The organism is Caballeronia arationis (assembly GCF_001544975.2).
GTDB classification, from domain to species: domain Bacteria; phylum Pseudomonadota; class Gammaproteobacteria; order Burkholderiales; family Burkholderiaceae; genus Caballeronia; species Caballeronia arationis.
The window spans coordinates 1-23,970 of the sequence record NZ_FCOG02000031.1 but is presented as its reverse complement, the minus strand read 5'-3'; the positions used below and the strand labels follow the sequence as shown (position 1 = coordinate 23,970).

The following is a 23,970-nucleotide window of genomic DNA, read 5'->3' as shown; positions in this document are numbered from 1 at the left end:
GTGCGACGCCGGCGCAGTTTATTTAGCACGCTCTGCCGCCGTAAAGGTAAAACGCTTCCAGTCGGATGCGAGGTTCCAGTCGCGGTTGTTTACCGCGTCGATCTGGAAGGGTTTGGGCATCAGCGCGATGTCGAGCTGCATGCGCACCGATGCGTTGTAGGTCTCGCCCGGCCTCACCTGATTGCGATCGATCACATGCCACGAGGTCACGTGCTTGATCACGTCGAGCGCTTCATTGAGCGAACTGAAGCCGAGCTGCAAGCCGCCCGTCGATACGCGGTACTCGCGCGTCAGTGGCTGAAACGATAACCGAATGCTCTGCGACACGTTCACCGGCTCTTCATCGAACCAGTACCAGCGCGGGCGCGACAGGTTGAAATCGGTCGTGAAGTAGAGCGGCACGCCCTTGTTGACGGCGTCTTCGAGACTGCTGTTGAGATCGAAGTCGAAACGCGCGTCGATGCTCCAGCCGCTGCCGTCCGCCTGCAGCGAGGCCCGCTGCACGGCGATCGTGTCGGCGAGTGCGGGTTCGGCCGCGGCGAGGCTCAACAGCAGCGCCAGGACGGTCCAGACCACGGCCACGAGCCGAAGCGGAAAAAAGCGTTTGATCGTCACCGTTTCTGAAAGCGCGCGTAGAAGAATCCGTCGTGGTCCGCGATGGGTTCCGCGTCCTGGTTCGAGATGGAGCGGGTACGATGCGCCTCGCCCTGACCGGGTTCCGCGTCCTGTGCACCGTCCGGTGAATCCTGCGAAGGAACGGCACTCGTGTGGGCGCTGGCCGGCCGGGCAGTCGGCAATATCTGCCCGGGCGCGCCCAATCGTACCGCATCTTCGTGCACGGCTCCAAACCAGCGGGCCTGCTCCTCGCCCTCTTCCGGGAAGATCGAACACGTCACGTAGAGCAGTTCCCCGCCCTTCGCGACCAGCGGCCACAGCGCCGACACAATGCGCCGCTGCTCTTCGACGAGCGCCGCGATGTCGGATGGCCGGCGCAGCCAGCGGATATCCGGATGACGCCGCACGATGCCCGACGCCGAGCACGGCACGTCGGCGAGGATGCGATCGAAGGGATCGCCGTCGGACCAGCCCGACGGATCGCCCGCATCGCCGACGCGAATCTCCGCTTCGAGCTTCAGCCGGTCGAGGTTCTGTTTGATGCGGTTCGCGCGCTGTGCGTCGCTTTCGAGCGCGATGAGTTCGACGTCGGCGAGTTCCAGGATGTGGCCCGTCTTGCCGCCGGGCGCGGCGCACGCGTCGAGCACGCGCATGCCGTCCTTCGCTCCCAGCAACTGCGCGGCGAGCTGCGCGCCCGCGTCCTGCACGGAGACGACGCCGTCGTCGAAGCCCGGAATCCGGTCGACCGGCATCGGCGTTTGCAGGCGAACTGCATGTTCACCCGCAGCGTCGGCTTCGATGTTCGCGGCCTTCAGCGTGTCGAGATACTCGGCGACCGTGGTGCGGCGCGTGTTCACGCGCAGCGTGAGCGGACCCTGCCGGTTGCCCGCGTCGAGGATGCTTTCCCATGCGTCGGGCTGGCCGCGCTTCACCGCGTCGATCCACCAGGACGGATAGTTCCAGCGCGCGACGGGATCCTGTCGCGTCACTTCGAGCAAGCTTTCCCGCTCGCGCAGGAAGTTGCGCAGCACGGCGTTGACCAGCCCCTTCGCGAATGCAAGCTCGCGGCGTGCGGCAATCGCGTTCACCGCCTGATCGACCACGGTGAACGGTGCGTAGGCGGCGTGCGCTTCATCGTCGACGAGCAGCGCGAACGCGCACGCGAGCACGTTCGCGACGTGCGGCGGCGGCGCCTTGCGCACCAGCTTGTGCAGGAGCGCATCGGCAAGCGCGAGACGGCGCATCGTGCGATACGCGATGTCCTGCGTCGCACCGCGCGCCGTGGACTGGCTGCCTGCGAGCACGCTCTGCAGCACCGCGGGCAAAGCCGCCCCGGCGCGCACGGCACCGACCGCCTGCGCGGCGCCGTCGAGCGCGTACGCGAGCGAATCGGGTGCGAGGTGCAGCGTGCTGAGAAGGGCGTCGGACGGCGCTCTTGCCTGATCGGCCAGGGAGGGCGCGCGTCGTCGGGAAGGCTTGTCGGTCATGTGGGAGCCAGGACGTGGAGCGGCGACATGCCGGCTCGCACAAACGAGGCATTGTAACTTGTGGGAAAGGCGAGGCAGAAAGGCCAGGACCGTGCGCCGCGCCGCAATGCAAAAGGGCCGCTTCTGAGCGGCCCTTCCGTCGACTCACGTCGCGATCAAATCCTGCCGGTGCGCGCCATCTCCATCAGTCTGGCAACGCGCTCCTCGGTGGCCGGATGGGTCGAGAACAGATTCGCGATCCCGCCGCCCGACAGCGGATTCATGATCATCATCTGCGCGGTGGCCGGGTGCGCTTCGGCCGTCGCGAACGGCACGCCCGTCGCATACGCGTGGATCTTTTCCAGCGCGCTCGCAAGCGCTTGCGGATCGCCCGAAATCTGCGCGCCGCCGCGGTCGGCCTCGAACTCGCGCGCCCGCGAGATCGCCATCTGGATCAAAGCGCCCGCGATCGGCGCGAGAATCGCCACCGCGATGCTCGCAATGAAGTTCGTCGGACGGCCTTCCTCGTCGCGGCCGCCGAAGAACATCGCGAAGTTCGCGAGCGCGGAGATCGCGCCGGCCATCGTCGCCGATACCGTCGAAATCAGGATGTCGCGATGCTTCACGTGCGCGAGTTCGTGCGCCATCACGCCGCGCAATTCACGCTCGGAGAGCACGCGCAAAATGCCGGTCGTCGCCGCGACGGCCGCGTGCTGCGGATTGCGGCCGGTCGCGAACGCGTTCGGCGCGTCCTCGTTGATCAGATAGACGCGCGGCATCGGGAGTTCGGCCCGCGCCGCGAGATCGCGCACCATCCGATAGAACTGCGGCGCGCTGGCTTCGTCGACTTCCTGCGCGTTGTACATGCGCAGGACCATCTTGTCCGAGAACCAGTACGAAAAGAAATTCATACCGAGCGCGACGATCAGCGCGAGCATCATGCCCTTCGTTCCGCCGATCATGCCGCCGATGACGACAAAAAGGGCCGTGATCGCTGCCATCAGCATCGCGGTTTTGACCCAGTTGAACATGTCTGAACTCCTCACCCTTATTCAAATGCGCGTCTCGCGCGAATGGTCCGAGGCACGATTGCCCGGCCCACGATTGTAAGCAAAACGTTAGATAGGGGCATCGTTCGATAATTCAATTACCTGTGCGAAGTCGCGAGTTTGATTCCAAGTCCGACGAATGCGCTGCCGACACCGCGATCGAGCCACCGTTTCACGCCGGGCTTGCCGGAGAATCGCTGGGTGACGCTGCCCGCGATCCACGCGACGAAGCCGTTCCAGACGGTGCTCATCAGGATGAAGACGAGGCCGAGCGCGAGGAAGGCGAGGACCTTGTGCGGACTGTCGGCGGCGACGAATTGCGGGAAGAACGACACGAAAAAGAGCACGACCTTCGGATTCAGCACGTTCGTGACGAATCCTTGCGCGAAAAGCTGACGCAGCGATTTGGGTGCGGTTTTGAGCTTTTGCGCCGCGCCTTCGTCGTTCATGGCTTCCGGTTTGGCGAAAATCAGGCGCACACCGAGATAGATCAGATAGATCGCGCCGGCGAATTTGACGACGGTGAACGCAGTCGCCGATGCCGCGAGAAGCGCGGTCAGGCCGAACGCGCAAGCGAGCGTATGAACGATGCAGCCGGCCGAAATGCCGAGCGCCGACACGATGCCCGCGCCGCGCCCTTGCGCGACGCTCCGGCCGACGATGTAAGCGGTATCGGGCCCGGGCGTGACGTTCAGCAGGAAAACCGCGACGAGAAAGAGGGTGAAACTGGTAATGCCGAGCATTTTCGGGCTCCGGGAGGCTCGTGATTCGAACCTCCGATTCTAGCCCCAGTGACTCTTGATTTACGCATCGGAGGGAGCCGGCGCGAACCGCTGGCCTTGGGCGAGCGGGAACCCGGCGAGAAACTCGCGCACCGGCAGGCGCTTGCCGCCTGGCTTCTGAAGCTGGGTGAGCCGCAGCGCGCCTTCGCCGCACGCCACGACGACACCTTCCGCCGAAACATCGACGATCGCGCCTGGCTCCGGGTTCGCCGGCATCTCCAGCACCTCGGCGGCCCAGATCTTGACCGCGGCGCCGTCGAGCGTACCGGACGCGCCGGGGAACGGATCGAACGCGCGGATCTGCCGCGCAAGCGCATCGGCGGGACGGCGCCAGTCGAGCGCGGCTTCATGCTTCGCGATCTTCGCGGCGTAGGTGGCGCCTTCGTCCGGTTGCTTCGTGGCGGGTAGCGTGCCTTCACGTTCGAGATCGCGCAGCGCCTGAACGACCAGATCCGCGCCGAGTTGCGCGAGACGGTCGTGGAGCGTTCCGGTCGTATCGTTCGGAAGAATGACGGTGCGCGCCTCGCGGATCATCGCGCCGGTGTCGAGCCCGGCGTCCATCTGCATCAGCGTGATGCCGGTTTCCGCGTCACCCGCTTCGATTGCGCGGTGGATCGGCGCGGCGCCGCGCCAGCGCGGCAAAAGCGACGCGTGAATGTTGATCGAGCCGTGCGGCGCGATGTCGAGCACTTCCTGAGGCAGGATCAGCCCGTAAGCGGCGACCACCATCACGTCGTGTGGCGTGGCGCGCAGCAGATCAATGGCCGCCGACGCTTCCTCGGGATACTTGCCGCTACGACGCAGCGACGTCGGCTGCGCGACCTTCAGCCCCTGTTCCACCGCATATCGCTTCACCGGACTGGCGGTGAGCTTCATGCCGCGCCCGGCCGGCCGGTCGGGCTGTGTTAGCACGAGCGGCACGGCGAATCCGGCTGCGTGGATCGCCGCGAGCGCGGCGGCGGCAAACTCCGGGGTTCCGGCAAAAACGACACGCAGCGATTGAGTCATCGATCAGGCAGCCTGCTGGTACGGTGGAACAAACGAAATAACGACAAACCGGCGCGTCACAGCGCCTTTTCGAGCTTCTTCATCTTGCCGCGGATGCGCGTCTGCTTGAGCTGCGACAGGTACTCGACGAACACGTGGCCCTCCAGGTGATCCATTTCATGCTGGATGCACACGGCGAGCAGCCCGTCGCAGTCGATCTCGTACGATTCGCCCTTTTCGTTGAGCGCTTTCACGCGCACTTTTTCGGGGCGCTCGACGAAGTCATAGATTCCGGGCACCGACAGGCAGCCCTCTTCCCATTCCTTGTTCGTGTCGCTCGACCAGACGATCTCCGGGTTGATGAAGACCTGGAGATCGTCGTGCGCGTCGGACACGTCGATCACGATCACGCGTTCGTGCACGTCCACCTGCGTGGCCGCGAGGCCGACGCCGGGCGCGGCGTACATCGTCTCGGCCATGTCGGCGACGAGCTTGCGAATGCGGTCGTCGACGACGGCGACGGGCTTCGCCACCTTGTTCAGCCGCTTGTCGGGGTAGTTGAGTATCTTGAGCAGAGCCATGTTTCGAAGTATCGGCGCGCGGCGCGGCGCGCGGAAGTCGGCCATTCGGCCAGGTTGCGGACGGGTGCCGGGGTGCGGAAGATTGGCGGCTGAATCTCGCCGGTTTCAACGCGGCCAACTGACGGCTGCACCGCGCATCGTGCATGCGAGCGCGGCCGGGCGGCGACCCTTTGTGTGTTTCGGAATATGAAAATCTTAACATGACGACCGCCGCCCTGCTGACCGCGCGAGCCGCGCCGGAACTGGCTCACGCGCCTCCCGACGACCTGCCGGCGTGGCTTCGGCTTGCCCACGCGCGGGGTCTGCGTCCCGCCGCGCTGCGCGCGTTGCTCGGCGCGTTCGGCGGCCCGCAGGCGGTGCTCGCGCAGTCGTTCGCCGCCCTGGCAGGCGTCGCCGGCGAGGATGCGGCGAAAGCCGTGCTCGCGCCGCCGCCGGATTCGCGCGCAGATTTTGACGAGCGTGTGCAGCGCACCGTCGACTGGGCGTCGGAGGCGGGCAATCACGTCGTGACGCTCGCCGACGCTGCGTATCCGCAGGCGCTCCTCACGATGCCCGATCCGCCGCCGCTTCTATATGTAAAGGGACGGCTGGACTTGTTGCAGGCTCGCGCGGTCGCGATTGTCGGCAGCCGGAGCGCCACGCCGCAAGGCATCGAGGACGCGCGTCGCTTCGCCCGCGCGCTGTCGGACGCGGGGCTTGCCGTGGTGTCGGGGCTCGCGCTCGGTATCGACGCCGCTGCGCATCGCGGCGCGCTCCAGGGCGCGGCGAGCACTCTTGCCGTGATCGGCACGGGTGCGGATCTGGTCTATCCATCGCAGCATCACGCGCTCGCTCACGAAATCGCGGAAGGCGGCGCCATCGTCTCGGAATGGCCGCTCGGCACGCCCGCGCGCTCGGAGAATTTCCCGCAGCGCAACCGGTTGATCGCGGGGCTCGTGGGCGGGGTGCTGATCGTCGCGGCGGCGATGCGCTCCGGCTCGCTCATCACGGCGCGGCTCGCCAACGAAATGGGGCGCGACGTGTTCGCGATACCCGGATCGATCCACGCGCCGCTTGCGCGCGGATGTCACCGGATGATCAAGCAAGGGGCGAAGCTCGTCGAGACGCCGGAGGATGTGCTGGAGGAGTTCGGGATGATTCCCGCGGCCCCGCCCCCGACCGCGAAGGCGCCCCGCAAGCGCACGGGCGTCACGGCGACCGAAGAACGGTCATGCGGCAACGAAGCCCCGCCTCCCGCCACCGTCTCCTGGGCGCGTGCCCGCGCCACACCACCGCAAGCAACCGCGAACGCAACTCCGGACGAGGATCGCGTGCTCGCCGCGCTCGGTCACTCGCCCGCGACGCTTGAAATTCTCGCCTCGCGCACCGACCTGACTGGCTCGACGCTGCAAGGCCTGCTGCTGCGGCTCGAACTGAAGGGCCGCATCGAATCGTTGCCGGGAGGACGCTTCATGCGCATCGAGCGCTCTTGACGCTGGCTCATGCTACATTCGCGAAAATACCGGCCAGAAACCGCCCAGCCGACCCCGGCGGTAAAAAGAATCGCCTGTCGAACCACCAAGGATTACCAAGGACCACCATGCCCGCGCTGAATCTCGACACCGACGCCGAGCAGATCGCTGAACGTATCGCCGAACCGGATACGCTCTTCGTCGCCTGCCTGTGCGCGGACTGGTGCGGGACTTGCCGCGAATATCGCGAGGGTTTCGACCGGCTGGCCGACGCTCACCCGGATATCTGCTTCGCCTGGATCGACATCGAGAACCAGGCGGATCGTTTCGACGATCTCGACGTCGAGAATTTCCCGACGATCCTGATCGAGGACGCGATCACGACGCGCTTTTTCGGCACGGTGCTGCCGCAGGCGTCGATTGTCGAGCGCATGCTAGTCGACCTGACCGCGTTGCCGGGCGTCGTGGGCGCGCCGAAACTGCGTCCCGCGCTCGCGGAAGCCTAGCGTCGGGGGCGCCGAAAACGGCCTCCGGTCGCCCTCGCGCCGCAGCCGAAAACCGGCGGCAGTGCGGTTCGTGCAACGTTCGGGCGCACCGTTCGACGGGCCGCTTTTATATGACATGGGCGTCGCGTTGCGCGAACCGTGTGCTATAAAGCGGCGTTAACGGGTCCAAAACCGGAACCCATGCCAGTCCCCAACCAAATCGAGTCATGTCCAAAGCCCTGATCATCGCCGAGAAGCCTTCTGTCGCGAACGACATCGCGCGCGCGCTGGGCGGCTTCACCAAGCATGACGAATACTACGAAAGCGACGACTACGTGCTGTCGTCCGCCGTCGGCCACCTGCTGGAGATCGCGGCGCCGGAGGAATACGACGTCAAGCGCGGCAAGTGGAGTTTCGCCAATCTGCCCGTCATTCCGCCGCATTTCGACCTGAATCCGATCGCGAAGAGCGAATCGCGCCTGAAGGTGCTGACAAAGCTGCTCAAGCGCAAGGACATCGACCGCCTGATCAACGCCTGCGACGCGGGGCGCGAGGGCGAACTGATCTTCCGCCTGATCGCGCAGCACGCGAAGGCGAAGCAGCCGGTCCAGCGCCTCTGGCTCCAGTCGATGACCGCCGGCTCGATCCGCGAAGGCTTCGCCAACCTGCGCAGCGACGCCGACATGCAGCCGCTCGCCGACGCTGCACGCTGCCGCTCGGAAGCGGACTGGCTCGTCGGCATCAACGGCACGCGCGCGATGACGGCGTTCAACAGCAAGGGGGGCGGTTTCTTCCTGACGACCGTCGGCCGCGTTCAGACGCCGACGTTGTCGATCGTCGTCGAACGCGAGGAGAAGATCCGCCGCTTCGTGCCACGCGACTACTGGGAAGTGCGCGCCGAGTTCATCGCAGCGAAGGGCCTGTACGAAGGCCGCTGGTTCGACCCGAAATTCAAGCGCGTCGAGGGCGATCCCGAGCAGCGCGACTCGCGGCTCTGGAGCCTCGCGGCGGCGGAATCGATCGTCGCGGCCTGTCGCGGCAAGACCGGCACGGTGACGGAAGAATCGAAGCCGTCGACGCAGATGTCGCCGATGCTCTTCGACCTGACGAGCCTCCAGCGCGAAGCCAATGGCCGCTTCGGCTTTTCGGCGAAGAACACGCTCGGTCTCGCGCAGGCTCTGTATGAAAAGCACAAGGTCCTGACCTACCCGCGTACCGACGCGCGCGCCCTGCCCGAGGACTACATCGCCACGGTGAAGGACACGCTCTCGATGTTGAAGGAGAGCAACAACTATCTGCCGCACGCGAAGCAGGTGCTCGACAAGGGTTGGGTCAAGCCGAACAAGCGCATCTTCGACAACTCGAAGATCAGCGACCACTTCGCCATCATCCCGACGCTGCAGGCGCCCAAAGCGCTGTCCGAGCCGGAGCAGAAGCTCTACGACCTCGTCGTGAAGCGCTTTCTCGCCGTGTTCTTCCCGCCGGCCGAATATCTCGTGACGACGCGCATCACCGAAGTCGCCGGCCATCATTTCAAGACCGAAGGCAAGGTGCTGGTCGAGCCGGGCTGGCTGCAGGTCTACGGCAAGGAAATCTCCGGCGAGGACGCCAACCTCGTGCCGGTGCAGAAAGACGAAAAGGTCGATGTCGAGAAGGTCGCGGCGCACGGCCTCGTGACCAAGCCTCCCGCGCGCTACAACGAGGCGTCGCTGCTTTCGGCGATGGAAGGCGCGGGCAAGCTTGTCGAAGACGAGGAACTGCGCGAAGCGATGGCCGCGAAGGGTCTCGGCACGCCGGCGACGCGCGCGGCGATCATCGAAGGGCTGCTCGGCGAGAAGTACATGGTGCGCGAAGGGCGCGAGCTGATTCCGACCGCGAAAGCGTTCCAGCTGATGACGCTTTTGCGCGGCCTCGGCGTCGAGGAACTGACGGCGCCGGAACTGACCGGCGAGTGGGAGCACAAGCTTTCGCAGATGGAGCGCGGCAACCTGCATCGCGATGCGTTCATGCAGGAAATCGCGCGCATGACGCAAACCATCGTCAAGCGCGCGAAGGAGTACGACTCCGACACGATCCCCGGCGACTACGCGACGCTCGAAACGCCGTGTCCGAATTGCGGCGGCCAGGTGAAGGAAAACTACCGCCGCTTCGCGTGCAGCAAGTGCGAGTTCTCGATTTCGAAGATTCCGGGCGGACGCCAGTTCGAGATTCCGGAAGTCGAGGAATTGCTGAAGGAAAAGACGATCGGGCCGCTGTCGGGATTTCGCAGCAAGATGGGCCGTCCGTTTTCGGCGATCCTCAAGCTCTCCTTCGACGATGAGATCAAGAACTACAAGCTCGAATTCGACTTCGGGCAGGACTCCGGCGGCGAAGACGGCGAACCGCCCGATTTCTCGGAGCAGACGCCGGTCGGCCATTGTCCGAAATGCCAGTCGCGCGTGTACGAGCACGGCATGAGCTATGTCTGCGAAAACTCGGTTTCGAATCCGAAAACGTGCGATTTCCGCTCCGGCAAGGTGATCCTGCAGCAGGAAATCGCGCGCGATCAGATGGCGAAGCTGCTCGAGGAAGGCCGCACCGATCTGCTGACGAACTTCAAGTCGTCGCGGACCGGCCGCAACTTCAAGGCGTTCCTCGTGAAGCAGCCGGACGGTAAGATCGGCTTCGAATTCGAGAAGAAGGAGCCGAAGCCCGGCGCGAAAACGGCGGCGGTCAAGCGCGGCGCGGCGGCATCGCCTGCCGATGGCGGCGAGGATGAAGGCGACGGCGATGTCGCGGTAGCCGCCACCAGGACGGCAAAGGCGCCTGCCAAGACCGCGGCGAAGAAAGCGCCGGCCAAGAAGGCGGCCGCGAAAAAGACGACTGCGCGCAAGACCGGTTGATTCCGCCGGTTCTCCGCCCATAGAAAACGGCCCGCGAAGCGATTCGCGGGCCGTTTTCTATTTGAGCTTCGGCTGGAGCGCTCTCAGTTCAATAAGGCGAGTGCGCCGGCATCCGCGCGCGCGAACGCGACGGCTTCGCGAGTTTTGAACCGAGTTCGCCATCGACCGGACGCGCGGCGGTCGCGGTCGCGCGGTGCTCGTCGGCGCCATTGTGCGCATAGGCCGCGTGCGCGACGAGCGGCGCAGACTCCTTGCCGTCCAGGGCGGGCGCGCCCGGCTTCGCGAAACCGTCCTTCGCCCACTGCTCGCCAAGCTGATGATTCGGCGTCTGGCTGAAATGCTCGACGAGATGATCGATGAACGTGCGCACCTTCGCCGGTAGATGGCGGCGGCTCGGATACGCGACGTTGATCTCGACCTGCGGCAGCCGATAGTCGGACAGCAGCCGGACGAAGCGCCCGCTCGTCGTATCGTTGCCGATCAGATAGCTCGGCAGGATCGCGATGCCCATGCCGAGCAGCGCGAACTGCCGCAGCATCTCCGTGTTGTTCGCGACGATCACGTTCGACGGCCGCACGCGCACCTCGCCTTCCGGACCGGTGAACACGCGTTCGTCGCCCCAGTATTCCGACGGCAGGCTGAGGCACGGATGCGCGAGCAGTTCCTCGGGACGCGTCGGCGTGCCGTGCGTCGCCAGATAATCCGGGGTCGCGCAGACGGTCATGCAGCCGGTCGTCAGGCGCCGCGTGACGACGCTCGCGCTTCTCACCTGGCGCGCGATCACGATGCCGACATCGAACCCTTCTTCGACGAGATCGACCTGCCGGTCGACGAGCGTCACATCAGGCACGACCTTGGGATACCGCTGCGCATAGGTCTGCAGGACCGGCGCAAGATTGTGCAGCCCGAACACGACGGGCGCGACGATGCGCAGCGAGCCGACCGGTTCGTGATTGCGCGCGACCACCATCTGCTCGACGTCATCGAGTTCGTCGAGGATCTGCCGCGCGCGTTCCAGATAGACCTGACCCGATTCGGTGAGCGACAGGCTGCGCGTCGTGCGGTTGAGCAGGCGCGTACCGAGCCGCCCTTCCAGGTCCGCGATGTGGCGCGTCGCCACCGCGTTCGAAATATCCATCGAGTTGGCTGCGCGGGCGAAACTGCCCAGGTCCGCAACACGGACAAACACCTTCATCGACTGCAAATGATCCATGGGGACAACTCCTGCCGCAAATACGGCTTTCCTATTTCTTTGTGCAACGCAATTGCGAATTATCCTAGGACTCGCGAAATCGTGCAGAAGTTGCCGATTCCCGGCCTTTTTTTGGCGAAAGCTTGCGGGTTAGCGCCCCAAAAACGTGAAAAATCGCGGGTTGTTGCGCATCCAGCAACATTTGCGTGGGGTGTATGTAAGCACAGGGGAAATTGGAAAGCTGGCCGCGCCAATTTTGGCGGGATAAGACGCCCCAATATCCGGCTTCGGGATGCGAAGCCGGTATTGGGGATTGATTCAGAAGATCACGCTAATCTGCTCGCAGATTTCAGGCAGCGAGACGCTTCTCGATCCCTGCCTTCGCCTCCGGCAGTTGTTCAGGCAGGCCTTGCTGGAGCTTGTTGAACAGTTCGTCGTGTAATGCGAGTTCCTCGCGCCACGCGGTATCGTTGACGGAAATCACCTGCTCGAACTGCTCGCGGGTGAACGGCAGACCGCCCCAGTCGATGTCCTCGTAGCGCGGCGAGATGCCGAAAGCGTGCTCGTCGCCGGCTGCCGTGCCTTCGATCCGGCCCACCATCCAGTTCAGCACCCGCATGTTCTCGCCGAAGCCAGGCCACACGAATTTGCCGTCGTCGCCCTTTCGGAACCAGTTGACGCAGAAGAACTTCGGCGCCTTCGCGTTCATCGCGTCGAGCCGTTCGCCCATCTTGAGCCAGTGGCCGAAGTAGTCGCTCATGTTGTAGCCGCAGAAGGGCAGCATCGCGAACGGGTCGCGGCGCACGACGCCCTGCTGGCCCGCCGCGGCCGCCGTGGTCTCGGAGCCCATCGTCGCGGCCATGTAGACGCCTTCCTTCCAGTCGCGCGCCTCGGTCACAAGCGGCACCGTGTTCGAGCGTCGTCCGCCGAAGATGAACGCGTCGATCGGCACGCCGGCGGGATTCTCCCAGTCCGGATCGATCGACGGGCATTGCGACGCCGGCGCCGTGAAGCGCGCGTTCGGGTGCGCCGCCTTTGCGCCGGTTTCCTTCGCGATTTCCGGCGTCCAGTCGCGGCCCTGCCAGTCGATCAGGTGCGCGGGCGGCGTGTCGGTCATGCCTTCCCACCAGACGTCGCCGTCGTCGGTCAGCGCGACGTTCGTGAAGATTACGTTTTCCTTCAGCGTCGCCATCGCGTTGAAGTTGGTCTTTTCGCTCGTGCCCGGCGCCACGCCGAAATAGCCGGCTTCCGGGTTGATCGCGTAAAGACGGCCGTCGCGGCCCGGCTTGATCCAGGCGATGTCGTCGCCGATGGTCGTCACCTTCCAGCCGTTCATGTCCGACGGCGGAATCAGCATCGCGAAGTTGGTCTTGCCGCACGCCGACGGGAACGCAGCCGCGACGTGATACTTGCGCCCTTGCGGCGACGTGACGCCCAGAATCAGCATGTGCTCGGCGAGCCAGCCTTCGTCGCGCCCCATCGTCGAGGCGATGCGCAGCGCGAAACACTTCTTGCCGAGCAGCGCGTTACCGCCGTAGCCCGAGCCGAAGCTCCAGATTTCACGCGATTCGGGGAAATGCACGATGTACTTCGTGTCGTTGCACGGCCACGGCACGTCCTTCTTGCCTTCAACGAGCGGCGCGCCGACCGAATGCACGCACGGCACGAACGCGCCGTCAGTGCCGAGCACGTCGTACACCGCGCGGCCCATGCGCGTCATGATGCGCATGTTCGTCACGACATACGGGCTGTCCGACAACTCCACGCCGATATGCGCGATCGGCGAACCGAGCGGGCCCATCGAGAACGGCACGACGTACATCGTGCGGCCGCGCATCGAGCCTTCGAAGAGGCCGTCGAGCGTCGTGCGCATTTCCTGCGGGTCGATCCAGTTGTTGGTCGGTCCAGCGTCTTCCGGACGCTCGGAGCAAATGAAGGTGCGATCCTCGACGCGGGCGACGTCGGATGCATCGGAACAGGCAAGGAAGGAGTTGGGACGTTTGGCGGGGTTGAGCTTCTTGAGCGTGCCGGCGGAAACCATCTGTTCGCATAGACGGTCGTATTCCGCCTGGCTGCCGTCGCACCAGACGACGCGCTCGGGCTTCGTCAGCGCGGCGACGCGCTGAACCCAGTCGATGAGTTTTCGGTGCCTGACATACGCTGGCGCATCGATTTCGACGGCGTTGTTCTGTTCGACTACTGCGGGCTGATTCATCGAGCTGTCTCCGTTCCTAAGGGCTATAAAACGGTAGGCGCTCATCGGACGCTGCCTGGCGAGAGGCGCATTCTGCACGGCGGCGGCGTTCGGACTGCGGCATTTCGCGGTCGTCTTCACGCGAAAGCCGGTTGCCGCCACTGCGCAAATGGGCACATAAGGGCACGACGCGACGAGCCGAAACAGTTTGCCGGCCGCGGCCGTCTGGAATCGCGGCTTGCGTCGGCACGGAACAAACTGTTAAAAAGAGATACTAAGTTGCCTTGCCTCCTCGCTGATTTCCGGCTTTGCCGGCATTTTTATATATTCGGACGACGTTTCGACGCGTCCGTTCACTGTCCGAAAAAATGGAGTTCAAGCATAGCACTCGACAGCTTGAATTTCTTGACGCGGTGCAATAAACGGCAAATCACCGATTTTCTCGGTATTTACCCGAAGTTAGCCCCTCTATTTTCTTCCATAGATCGTTCGCAGCACGTTTGATGCCTAACAAAAGCCAATCGACTCTCATGAAAATCGCCATCCTCGACGACTATCAGGACGCGGTCCGCAAGCTGGATTGCTTCCATTTGCTCGACGACCACGAGGTCAAGGTCTTCAATAACACGGTACGCGGTCTCGGACAGTTGGCTAGCAGACTGTCGGAAATCGATGCGCTCGTCCTCATTCGCGAGCGCACGCGGATCAGTTCCCAACTGCTCGACAAGCTGCCGCGTCTGCGCATGATCAGCCAGACGGGCAAGGCGGGCGGCGGGCATATCGACATCGACGCGTGTACAGAGCGCGGCATTGCAGTGCTGGAGGGAACCGGTTCGCCGATCGCGCCGGCCGAGCTGACCTGGGCGTTGATCATGGCGGCGCAGCGCCGCATTCCGCAGTACGTCGCGAACCTGAAACAGGGCGCATGGCAGCAGTCGGGGCTGAAGACGTCCGCGCTGCCGCCGAATTTCGGTCTCGGACAGGTGCTGCGCGGCCAGACGCTCGGCATCTGGGGCTACGGGAAGATCGGCCGGCTCGTCGCAGGTTACGGGAAGGCGTTCGGCATGAACGTGCTGATCCACGGGCGCGAGCATTCGCTCGAACTCGCGCGCGAGCACGGCTACGACATTGCGGAGAATCGCGAGGCGCTGTTCGAACAGAGCGACGTGCTGACGCTGCATCTGCGCCTGCACGACGACACGCGCGGCATCGTGACGCAGCAGGATTTGCTGCGTATGAAGCCGACGGCGCTTTTCGTCAACACGAGCCGCGCCGAACTGCTCGAGGAAAACGCGCTGCTGAACGCACTGCACCACAATCGGCCGGGGATGGTCGCCATCGACGTGTACGAAAGCGAACCGATCCTGCAGGGTTACGGATTGCTGCGCATGGAGAACGTGATCTGCACGCCGCACATCGGCTATGTGGAGCACGAGAGCTACGAGCTTTATTTCAGTGCGGCGTTCAAGAACATTCTCGCGTTCGACGCGGGCGACACGTCGAGCGTGTCGAACCCGGACGCGCTCGTCGGCGGCCGCCGGCGTGCGTAAAAGCTAGAGCGTCGACACGTCCGTCGACGGCTCGCAGCGCACCGGGAAATTCACCGAGTTCGCGATAAAGCAGAAGTGGTGTGCATCGTCGTGCAGCCGCTTCGCGAGTTCGACGTCCCCGCCCGCGCCGATCGTCACGCGCGGGCGCAGCAGGACATCGGTGAAGCGCCCGTCTCCTTTCGCGCTTTCTTCCATCGTGCCGAGCGCATCGTCGACGTAACCCGTCACGACGATGCCCTTCGTCGAGCACAGATGCAGATACCACAGCATGTGGCACGACGACAGCGACGCCACGAACAGCTCTTCCGGATTGTGCCGCGCAGGATCGCCGCGGAAAGACGGGTCGCTCGACGCCTCGATTGCCGCCTTGCCGGGCACGCGCACGAGATGGTCGCGCGAGTAGGCGTCGTAGCGCGAGGTGCCGGAGCCCTGATCGCCCGTCCAGGCGACTTCCACCGTGTAGTGATGCTTCTTCGACATATCCGGCTCCTTCAGAGGTGCGCTGCTGCGTCCATCGGTCGAGGAACGCGTACAAGAAACTGCTCGCCGTCGGCGCGGCCGAGGTCATAAGCATGCTGCATCTGCGACGGGCTCGTGTAGTCCCAGCTCGAAATCGGCACCTTGCGAGACGGCTGCACGTAGACGCGCTGCTGGTCGCCGTGCGGCACGACGAACATCTGCGGACGCGGATAAAGGCGAGTCACCATCACGAGAACCATGCCGGCCGAGGGGTCGAGCGCGCCGACCGGCACGTTGTCGACCATGCCGCCGTCGAGCACGGGACGGCCGTTGCGCCGAAGCACAGGCGTGAATGGCGGCGTGCTCGATGACTGCAGGATCAGGTCGGCGAGATCCTCGACGGTAGCGCATTCCTGCGCCGTCACGAATTCGGGATGAAAGCCGAGCGCCTGTCCGAGCGTCGGATGAAGCGTCTTCCTAACGTACTTTTCGATGTTGTACGCGATGAGACCCGCCACAACAGCACTGCGTGCGCCCAGCCAGCGCGGCAGATGCGACACGCCGATGCGGATTTCCGGCGCGGATTGCAGCGACGGGAACTGGTCGCTGAAGATGTCGAGCAGCGCCTGACGGTAGATCCGGTAGTGCGGAAACACGGACTGACCGCGCAGCACGTTGCCCCAGTAGGCGTTCTTTTTGTTGTCGCGCAGGGCGTGCGCGTAGTAGTCCATCACCCAATGCGCGTGGTTCGTATAGAGCATGCAGGCTGTCGCGGCGCCCGCCGAGATGCCCGTGATGACGCGCGGACGCAGGTTCAATTCCGGCTGAACGACGTCCCAGAATCCGGCTTGCCACCAGCAGCGGTTGCCGCCGCCCGCGAAGACGACTTGATCGAACATGTTGTTTTGCGGTTCTTTGCTGTTTTTGCCGTTAGCCGAGGAGCGCGTAGGTCGTGGTCGCGTGCGCAGCGAGTTCGCCTTCGGCGTCATGCAGTTCGATCTCGCCGAATACCAGGTTGCGGCCGCGGCGCAGGACTCTTGCCGTGACAAGGATGTCGCCGGTTTTCACCGGGCGCAGGAAGCTTGTGTTGAGCGAGACGGTAGTCATCGGCTTGAAGCCGCCGAGGACATGCGAAATCGCGACGACCATCGCGGTGTCGGCTGCCGCCATGAAGACCTGGCCGCAGATGACGCCGCCGGCGTGGCGGAGCGCTTCGGAAAACGGGAGGCGCAGGGTGACGGAATCGGCGGTCGTGGCCGCAGGCGCCAGCGACAGTTCGCGCACCCAAGGCGCCAGAATGCTGTCGAGAAGATCGCGGATGGCGGTTTCGTCCATGGTGTGCTGGGCCTGTTTAAGGCGGGAAGTTGTGCTGGAAGTGAATCGAACGACGGTTCGATTGTGTTTGCAAGCATACCTGCTGAGGCGTTTTTGAGACTGACGGGCCGGCGGTGAAGCAGCCGAGCCGGGATTTCGAGCGAATTTTGTTGGCAGGGGCTTGCGCCGTTAGGAAAAGTGTCGCTATAATTCGGATTCAGTTTTCGGGGCGTTAGCTCAGTTGGTAGAGCAGCGGACTCTTAATCCGTAGGTCGAGTGTTCGAGTCACTCACGCCCCACCATAGATATCAAGCACTTAGCCCGGTCCTCGTGACTGGGCTTTTTGCTATCCAGCTTCCATGTAACCGCTGTGTAACCAGATTCAGGGAATACGCAGGAGTATTCCGGACGATCCATCGAGGGGTTGTCCGAAATACGATAGCGGCTGTGAGGTCCGCTGTCGGCCAGTCACACGACCAATGCCGACGGGGCTTCTTTCCACGCAAGAGCGAATCCAACTTCGCCGGTATCGAGGGGTAACGTGGCAAAAGCAAAACGCATCCAAAAACAGCTTTTCTATAAGCACGCGTGTTTTTTGAACCCAGGCGCGCTGACCCTCCAAGACCTTTTTCACAAAGCAATTCTTGCTCTACCGATTACGCAACGGGACGAGTCCGTCGCAGCAGGAGGCATTCCGAGCGGGAACAGTTGGGTTCGTCTCATAAATTCACCACGAGTTTATTCGGGCTTTAATTTTGGCGTTATGGTGCTTTACTCCCCCGGGTACCACCACATGGTGATCGACTTGGCGGCGGCCGAAGGCAAGGATGAACTTGACGTTTCTAAGCTGCCTGCACCTGCCGGAAAGCAATTCATGGAGACGCCGCTCTATTTCGCAATACGCGACAATCATATTGCTTTGATACAGTCCAAAGCACTGCGGGCTGCTGACCTTGAGAATCATCTTAATTGGCTTTGCACCACTGCCGGCGCGATCGATGGTGGGCAGAGGATCGAATTGTCGGATGCGATTCCGGAAGTAACGCGCAAGCGGATCGAAAAGGAGCCGGTAAAAAGCATTCGAATCGGCGTGCCATTGGTTGACAGCCCGGCTGAGTCAACGATCGGCGACAAAGTATCGAGTGCTGTTAGCAGAGCGGCATCCGGGCTTGGCCTGTCTGCTCTGCGTGGCTTGCTGTCCGAGTCGGAGTACGCCGGACTGAAGCTCGAAGACCTGACCGAAACGCCAGACATCGAAGTGAACGTTGAGATCAAAGTTACAGGTCGAAGACGAAAAGCAGCCAACGACGACAAGCTAGGAAAGGTAGAGGCCGCTGAACACGAACTGATGAGCAGTTTGATGCGCGAACTTCGACACGTTGAGGATGTTTCGTTCTTGCAGGTGCGCACAAAGGGGGGCGGCCGACTAGATGGGAACGATCTTCGGGTGCAAAATGAGAAAACGATCGCAAGCTACGATGGCGTGTTAGACACGTCTGACGCGTTCGAAACGATGCGTAAATGGCTGGAGTCGCTGGTGGATAGCGGAGCAGTCGCAATCAACGGGTAACCATGAAACTGATCGGTGCGTTGCTAGGAATTGCGGTGGCCTGGACGCTCTATAAGTTTGCCCCAGACGTTGCCGCACTATTCTTTTTGCCCACAAATATCCTGCCCGCAGTGTCAGGCGTGGCCCTCGTACTGACGGCCGCATGGGCGGTATGTTTGAACCGCTTGTCAGTGTTCGAGAAGCTCGATGACTTGCGTGCAGCGCAAAGCGCAGTCGCGCAGCGCAAATCTCGCGATATGCGCCGATTCATCATCCGCAGCATCGTCGTCAACGGACTATCGCTCGTCGCGTGCATCGTTGCGCTCACTTTCACTCCGAAGTCTGCGACCACCCTGTATCTGGTTTGTAGCGCATCCGTCATGTGGCTTGTTGGATTTTTCCAGGCATACCGCTGCTGGGTAGCAGCAGAGGAAAGCCGCATCGCAATAGCGGCCGCACAATCGCTCGAAAAGAGTCGGAAGAAGTATTTGGAAACTATGCGCGCAGATGATCGCAAATCGCCTGTGGACCGGAAGGATGACCATCTGAACGGTTATCGCGAAAGCTACCGCGGGTAGCGCGCGCCGACTTCCTCCGAACAACAACTGGCGAACAACCATGAGCGTCGCTCCCCTTCGGGAGTCTCCTGCGAAACACTGTGCGTCGTCGGGCAGCTTACGTGGCAGCCGCGGCGCGGCATTCGTCTAGCCTGACTTAGCGATCTTGCCCCGTTCGATGCTTGATTGCGGCTCCCTCACAAGCGCGCACTCACGCGGACATAGTAATTCGTGCCATCTGGGTTTCGTGGGTGTCCGCGTGGAGAGCTCAATTCTTCCGACAGCCCGATATTCGAGCACCTTGCCGGCAAACGCGTGCGTGTTCATTGGGCCGCGCTCTGCGTTAATGACAGCACAGCAGGCGCATGCGCTTCAGAAGACATCAAAGGGGGCATCTCGACAGCGCAACTCGCGCGAATACGAGACGACCCGTCAAACGATCATGCGTGTAAGGGACGAAGCGGAAAGCGTTAAGGAGATAGCTTCGCCAATTTTGACCTCGTAACGAAGGCTCCCGCGTGAAACCTTGTTTTCGAGACAGACGTCACCTAGGCTTGGATAGAAACCAACCAGACGGACCGGTTAACCGTGATGCGGCATCGATCTATTTGGACCCATGTCGTACCACAGGGCTTCTTTCTCGCTTTAGTAAGCTTCGAGCTGTCGTCGCCTACGCAACTTGACAAGGGTGTTTCGATGCACGCCTTTAAGTCGAAGAGGATGACGAGTCGATATTTTGTTGCGGTTTTTCGCAGGAATGGGAGCGGCGGTATTATCGATAGTGGTACCGATCAGCCGAGCGACCCCCGAATTTCAGATCATCTCAATTAGCTCGGGTCAAACAGTTGACGCATACCTAGAGATCAACGCTTCAGGAACGGTTTTTGTGTCCATTAGGAACAGCTCGCAGGACCAGGCATGCGCCGACTTTTGGTGGATAACTTGGCCGTTTGGATCCGTTAAAAACCTGGGCCGGCAGTGTGGTAGTGCCGATTTCGAAATACCGGGAATTTCTGCGCTCGCACTCTCTGCGAAACTCCGGGTTGGCGGCGTGATACGGTCAACTAAGATTGTAGTTGCGGATAACGCAACTGTGGCTAGATCAGTTACGGTTAGCTTCCCGTGATACAGCTGCGAATTCATATTGGGAGATGACCGGTGACGTACAGTCCAGCAAATATCCTCTCTGCATGTGCTCTTGCTGCAACGATGAGTATCTGCACTCCTGCTGGAGCAGCTGAAGTTGATTTCGGATTATCCGCGCTATTTGGATTGCAAGTTACCGCAGGATTGGATCAGCAGACCCTTGATGTCCTAAGGCTCCTCCCACAACAATTGAGAGAGCAGGCGCTTCTGCTCATCAAGCAGGCCTTGCCGCTTATAGATGAAAGCGTCAACTCTTATCTAGATAGAGTCAGCTCGATTCTCGACGACACCATTAATCATTTCCAATGTGCCGGCGTTGGAGTGAGCGAATCATTTTGGGAAGGTCTTCCGGCCCTTCTCGGGTATTCTCCTGAGCCGGTAACAGAGGCAAAGAAACTGTCTACGAAGACACGGACGCATATCTCGCTGCGCTCTTCCCCGGCTCAAAATTCTGAAGACTATGGGAATCTTTCTTATAATCTCAGCAAAATAGCTTGTAAGTCTCAAATTTCACCAGCGACATATATCCAAGTGAAACTCGTACAAGACGACATATTCCCTCGTTTCGTTTCCTGGTGGCGCCTGAAAGGAAAATGCGCTGATGCTGCTACCTGCCTTGGTTACATGTCAACGCGTGTACATCGTGATATAGACGATGCCGACTTGCGCGACATCATAGAAGTCGGTGCGACAGAGCGCTTACATAGTATTGACCCGCCAGGATCGGGTGGAAAAAATTCACTTAATGACGTAGAGAACTCGCTTGAGGGATTATGGTTTATCGAAGACAGCCTTCGTCTTGCTCGTTACCGACGATGGAAATTGGCAAAAGAAGCGGTTGCCAAGGCTGATGCAATTTTAAAAGAGGCTAAGGCGCTGTATCAAAATGGCAGGTCGAACCTTTCCAATACGAGCGCCTCAGACGACGATGCCGCTGCAGCCAACGCCAAGGCCGCATTAGCAAAATGCGACCAAGCGGACGAAGCATTGGGGCAAGGAAAAGCAATCTGGGGCATTGAACAAGACCCGTTGTTCACAACTTCAATAGCCGAACTCGGAAAATTGAGAACTGATAGCGCGTCGATCCTGTCAACAGCGAATTAGCTCAAGAGCAGCATAGCGAACAGAGAGGCCAGAAGCCTTAGCTATGAAATCCGTCACCGGCACGATCAGAGATAATAGTCGAACCTCAAGGAGGCTTTGACGCAATTAGCTGGCGCATGTGCATGTGCGACTCAGAACGTCACTTCCGAGTCAACGTAGATGAGTCGGTGTGGCACAACTTTCCCGACAGACCGGCTTGGACGTGTCTACTAGCTGCGCCATGCGCTCCCTTACCTCGGCAAGTCCTGCCACGCGTCCCGTCCGAAACGTCACTTCGAATCTGTAGAGAAATCTGCGAAGCTGATTCACCTGCATCGTCCGAAACTTGATAAGTTGCGAGCGCATCCGATGCAAGCTGAGCATCGCTTGTTGATCCTCTGTCTTCGCAGAACCGTGCGCATTCCAGGCAGTTGCACAGCAGTCCAGGTTGCTTTGGCATCCGCTGCGTCGGTCTTATTCGTTTGCACGAATGGTCGGATAAACTGTGCATGCAAAAGCACCACTTCGTGCCCAAGCGCCCGAATCTTGCGTGCCCACCAGTTGCGCGCTTCCGCAAGCTTCTAACGCCACTCGACCAGCAGGACGTTGGGCTAGAAACGCAATTAAATCGCCGCGTCCAATCCGGCGATTGGCTATCTCACCGGTCTGTGCGTCGACGCAGTACACTGGAACACCCGCTTTGCAATACCCAGTCGATATGTCGTAGCATTCATTTAGGGACTCCGTTCCTCAAGTGGTTGTGTCCCAACTCCATAGATTTGGCACCTTCGGTCACGTCCCCTCATACTGGCGACAGTCGGCCATGAACGGCCATTCGACCAGCGACTCGGCCGGACATTCGAAGGTCCGCTTCACTGAGCTAAGGGTCGTTCCGTGCACGAATTTGTTTGTCGCATCATCGGTTTGCAGCGTGCGGTTGCCCGTCGGCGTGGAGCGACCGCTAGCGATACCTTACGTGCGTTGACGCGCGAGGTGCGCCTTGGAGTCCGCGCTTCTCCGAGGTCTTCCCGCTTAGCGCTCCCCAAGTCCGTCAGCCCTGTAACCGACACTCGAAATGATCCATAGAGTACTTCGCTGCGGATGTATTATCTTAGTCGAGAGCTGGCAGGTGTGCAGCTGCCGAAGGAGGGCCGTCGTATGCCAATATTCCGAAGCGCTGATACAAAAATTTTTCGGCGAGAGACCACCCGATTTGGTGGTCCCCTAATCAGGAAAGACGTGCCTCCGCGCGGGCGAGCCGCGTACAATGACATCGCTGAGCGAGCGGATGACCTTATCGCTCAGGCTAGGCGCGCCGTCAAAAGGCTACCGCCAATTTACTTCGACTTCATCCACAATCCTCAGATCAACGCCGTTGCTTTTCGCGCCGACGGCCGATATTTTATCGGTTTGTATACGGGACTCGTTTTTATGTTACGGCTGGTGATTGGACGCATGCTCGCGGATGCTAATGCGTTCCCGTCAGTTGGAGATCCCGCGCAAGAACGGAGCGATATCGAACTTCTACAAGGTTATATTCCCAACGCTGAATCGATGAGTCAGAAGGCCAATCTCTCCTCGCCACAAAACGATCTACGCCGGGCGTATGCGGAGTTTCTTACGGATCAAGCGATCATGTTCTATGTTGGTCACGAAATTACGCACATCTCGCATGGACATGTCGATTACTTGTTGGAGAAGCGCGATATTCGCCATTCCTTCGAATCCTCAGGCACCAAACCGGATCGCGACGAGCTTCGGTTTGAACGCCAATGTCTGGAGCAGGATGCGGATCGCCGTTCCATCATTTCTCGGATCGACTCGCTGCGTGTAACGCTGGCGCGTCCCGAGAATTCGCACATGCCGTGGGCTCCTAAAGCCGATGGAGTTAGTCGCTTGCTGCGCGACTGGAATGCTTCACTCAGCATCTTATTTCGGCTGTTCGGAGACGTGAGATTTTCTCGCACTGAATTGACCGAGGCGCACTACCCCCCCCTGGCGATGCGGCGTATTTATTCCGAAGCAGTCGCGAGTTGGGAAGTTCATCATGTTTGGGATGGCGGACCGGCTATTCCGATAGTAAAGGCCTTCAACGAAGGACGGACCGAAGCAGAGGAGGCGTTCGCAACGATCCTTGGCGAGCCAGTAACAATGGTTGGAATCGAGTTGGCTAAAACCAAATCTGCAAGAGAACATACGATGGCTCTCCAAGACTATTGGAACTCGACGGTCATAGAGAGGGTTCGTCCGTATTCCTACGAATTCTGACCGTTTTTCTTAACCGATTGAATAACAGTCTGCGAGTACCTTAGCTGCAGTTATTTTGCACAATCTGGAGGTTCTACATGGAAGATGGGAAAGCTGTCGGACTGGATTTGTCGGGACTGACTTCTGAATCGCTTTATCAGATTGCGAGCGAAAACGCTAACTATGGAGAGGTCCACGGTCACGGGTTTATTTTGAGTTTATCGCCTGAAGCGACGGTGGAAGATGTCGGTGCTCAAATTAACCAGGGTGAAGTTGGCGCGGCATATTTTACGAACCCTATGTAGTCGGTCTTGCAGAATCGCGCGAAGCCAAGCGCAGCGTGCGGATAGGTGCAGATAAGCAGTTGCGAAACTCCCAGTT

The 23,970-nt window shown here is 61.2% G+C and carries 20 protein-coding genes, 1 tRNA gene and 1 pseudogene; 10 read left to right on the top strand and 12 right to left on the bottom strand.

Annotated elements, in window-relative coordinates; translation table 11 throughout:
• Positions 1-18 precede the first annotated feature (18 nt).
• The 6 genes from AWB81_RS19800 to def form a co-directional block, all read right to left on the bottom strand.
• The gene (locus AWB81_RS19800) at positions 19-615 is read right to left on the bottom strand and encodes a DUF4390 domain-containing protein (RefSeq protein WP_062638250.1); all 597 of its coding nucleotides are present in this window, start codon (positions 613-615) and stop codon (positions 19-21) included.
• Positions 612-2,102: a 16S rRNA (cytosine(967)-C(5))-methyltransferase RsmB gene (rsmB, locus tag AWB81_RS19795; RefSeq protein ID WP_062638249.1), complete on the bottom strand. Its 1,491-nt coding sequence runs from the start codon at positions 2,100-2,102 to the stop codon at positions 612-614. The genes AWB81_RS19800 and rsmB overlap by 4 nt, the downstream gene beginning before the upstream one ends.
• A 155-nt stretch (positions 2,103-2,257) precedes the next feature.
• Positions 2,258-3,112, bottom strand: a complete 855-nt coding sequence (gene htpX, locus AWB81_RS19790) for a zinc metalloprotease HtpX (protein WP_062638248.1) — start codon at positions 3,110-3,112, stop codon at positions 2,258-2,260.
• Positions 3,113-3,228: 116 nt separating this feature from the next.
• Complete coding sequence (locus AWB81_RS19785) at positions 3,229-3,873, bottom strand: LysE family translocator (RefSeq protein WP_062638247.1); 645 nt, start codon at positions 3,871-3,873, stop codon at positions 3,229-3,231.
• Positions 3,874-3,933: 60 nt separating this feature from the next.
• Positions 3,934-4,920, bottom strand: a complete 987-nt coding sequence (gene fmt / locus AWB81_RS19780) for a methionyl-tRNA formyltransferase (RefSeq protein ID WP_062638246.1) — start codon at positions 4,918-4,920, stop codon at positions 3,934-3,936.
• A gap of 56 nt (positions 4,921-4,976) precedes the next feature.
• Positions 4,977-5,480, bottom strand: coding sequence for a peptide deformylase (gene def / locus AWB81_RS19775; protein ID WP_062638302.1), 504 nt, complete (start codon positions 5,478-5,480; stop codon positions 4,977-4,979).
• A 200-nt stretch (positions 5,481-5,680) separates the two neighbouring features.
• Between def and dprA the strand changes: the two genes are divergently transcribed.
• The 3 genes from dprA (at position 5,681) to AWB81_RS19760 (ending at position 10,298) form a co-directional block, all read left to right on the top strand.
• On the top strand, positions 5,681-6,952 hold the full coding sequence (gene dprA, locus AWB81_RS19770; RefSeq protein ID WP_087135072.1) for a DNA-processing protein DprA: 1,272 nt from the start codon (positions 5,681-5,683) through the stop codon (positions 6,950-6,952).
• 107 nt (positions 6,953-7,059) lie between these two features.
• Positions 7,060-7,437: a thioredoxin family protein gene (locus AWB81_RS19765; RefSeq protein WP_062638245.1), complete on the top strand. Its 378-nt coding sequence runs from the start codon at positions 7,060-7,062 to the stop codon at positions 7,435-7,437.
• Between the two features lie 206 nt (positions 7,438-7,643).
• The gene (locus AWB81_RS19760) at positions 7,644-10,298 is read left to right on the top strand and encodes a DNA topoisomerase III (protein WP_062638244.1); all 2,655 of its coding nucleotides are present in this window, start codon (positions 7,644-7,646) and stop codon (positions 10,296-10,298) included.
• A gap of 88 nt (positions 10,299-10,386) precedes the next feature.
• On the opposite strand, the gene AWB81_RS19755 is transcribed toward AWB81_RS19760, so the two are convergent.
• Entirely contained in the window at positions 10,387-11,511 is a 1,125-nt protein-coding gene (locus tag AWB81_RS19755; protein WP_062638243.1) for a LysR family transcriptional regulator, read from the bottom strand.
• Positions 11,512-11,839: 328 nt separating this feature from the next.
• On the bottom strand, positions 11,840-13,705 hold the full coding sequence (locus AWB81_RS19750) for a phosphoenolpyruvate carboxykinase (GTP) (protein ID WP_062638242.1): 1,866 nt from the start codon (positions 13,703-13,705) through the stop codon (positions 11,840-11,842).
• A 509-nt stretch (positions 13,706-14,214) separates the two neighbouring features.
• On the opposite strand from AWB81_RS19750, the gene AWB81_RS19745 reads away from it, so the two are divergent.
• Positions 14,215-15,234 carry a D-2-hydroxyacid dehydrogenase family protein gene (locus tag AWB81_RS19745; RefSeq protein WP_062638241.1) on the top strand — a complete coding sequence of 340 codons (1,020 nt, stop codon included), beginning with the start codon at positions 14,215-14,217 and terminating at the stop codon, positions 15,232-15,234.
• A 3-nt stretch (positions 15,235-15,237) separates the two neighbouring features.
• On the opposite strand, the gene AWB81_RS19740 is transcribed toward AWB81_RS19745, so the two are convergent.
• Genes AWB81_RS19740 through AWB81_RS19730 form a run of 3 tightly spaced genes read right to left on the bottom strand, consistent with a single transcriptional unit; the run spans position 15,238 to position 17,028 of the window.
• Positions 15,238-15,714 (bottom strand): OsmC family protein, encoded by a 477-nt coding sequence (locus AWB81_RS19740; protein ID WP_062638240.1) that lies wholly within the window; start codon positions 15,712-15,714, stop codon positions 15,238-15,240.
• Between the two features lie 11 nt (positions 15,715-15,725).
• Positions 15,726-16,592, bottom strand: a complete 867-nt coding sequence (locus tag AWB81_RS19735; protein ID WP_062638239.1) for a patatin-like phospholipase family protein — start codon at positions 16,590-16,592, stop codon at positions 15,726-15,728.
• A gap of 31 nt (positions 16,593-16,623) precedes the next feature.
• Positions 16,624-17,028, bottom strand: coding sequence for a PaaI family thioesterase (locus tag AWB81_RS19730; RefSeq protein ID WP_062638238.1), 405 nt, complete (start codon positions 17,026-17,028; stop codon positions 16,624-16,626).
• Positions 17,029-17,233: 205 nt separating this feature from the next.
• Here AWB81_RS19730 and AWB81_RS19725 point away from each other — a divergent pair.
• The 4 genes from AWB81_RS19725 (at position 17,234) to AWB81_RS44770 (ending at position 21,363) form a co-directional block, all read left to right on the top strand.
• Positions 17,234-17,309: transfer RNA gene (locus AWB81_RS19725), tRNA-Lys, on the top strand.
• A 239-nt stretch (positions 17,310-17,548) separates the two neighbouring features.
• Positions 17,549-18,577, top strand: a complete 1,029-nt coding sequence (locus tag AWB81_RS19720) for a hypothetical protein (RefSeq protein ID WP_144444143.1) — start codon at positions 17,549-17,551, stop codon at positions 18,575-18,577.
• A 2-nt stretch (positions 18,578-18,579) separates the two neighbouring features.
• Positions 18,580-19,134, top strand: a complete 555-nt coding sequence (locus tag AWB81_RS19715) for a hypothetical protein (protein ID WP_062638236.1) — start codon at positions 18,580-18,582, stop codon at positions 19,132-19,134.
• A 1,137-nt stretch (positions 19,135-20,271) separates the two neighbouring features.
• The gene (locus AWB81_RS44770) at positions 20,272-21,363 is read left to right on the top strand and encodes a hypothetical protein (protein WP_144444141.1); all 1,092 of its coding nucleotides are present in this window, start codon (positions 20,272-20,274) and stop codon (positions 21,361-21,363) included.
• A gap of 204 nt (positions 21,364-21,567) precedes the next feature.
• Here AWB81_RS44770 and AWB81_RS49145 read toward each other — a convergent pair.
• Positions 21,568-22,076 (bottom strand): annotated as a pseudogene (locus AWB81_RS49145) (IS110 family transposase); the annotation flags it as partial.
• A 424-nt stretch (positions 22,077-22,500) separates the two neighbouring features.
• On the opposite strand from AWB81_RS49145, the gene AWB81_RS19705 reads away from it, so the two are divergent.
• Both AWB81_RS19705 and AWB81_RS44765 read left to right on the top strand, forming a co-directional pair.
• Positions 22,501-23,610 (top strand): M48 family metalloprotease, encoded by a 1,110-nt coding sequence (locus AWB81_RS19705; protein WP_159938913.1) that lies wholly within the window; start codon positions 22,501-22,503, stop codon positions 23,608-23,610.
• A gap of 77 nt (positions 23,611-23,687) precedes the next feature.
• On the top strand, positions 23,688-23,894 hold the full coding sequence (locus tag AWB81_RS44765) for a hypothetical protein (RefSeq protein ID WP_144444140.1): 207 nt from the start codon (positions 23,688-23,690) through the stop codon (positions 23,892-23,894).
• The last annotated feature ends 76 nt before the right edge of the window (positions 23,895-23,970 follow it).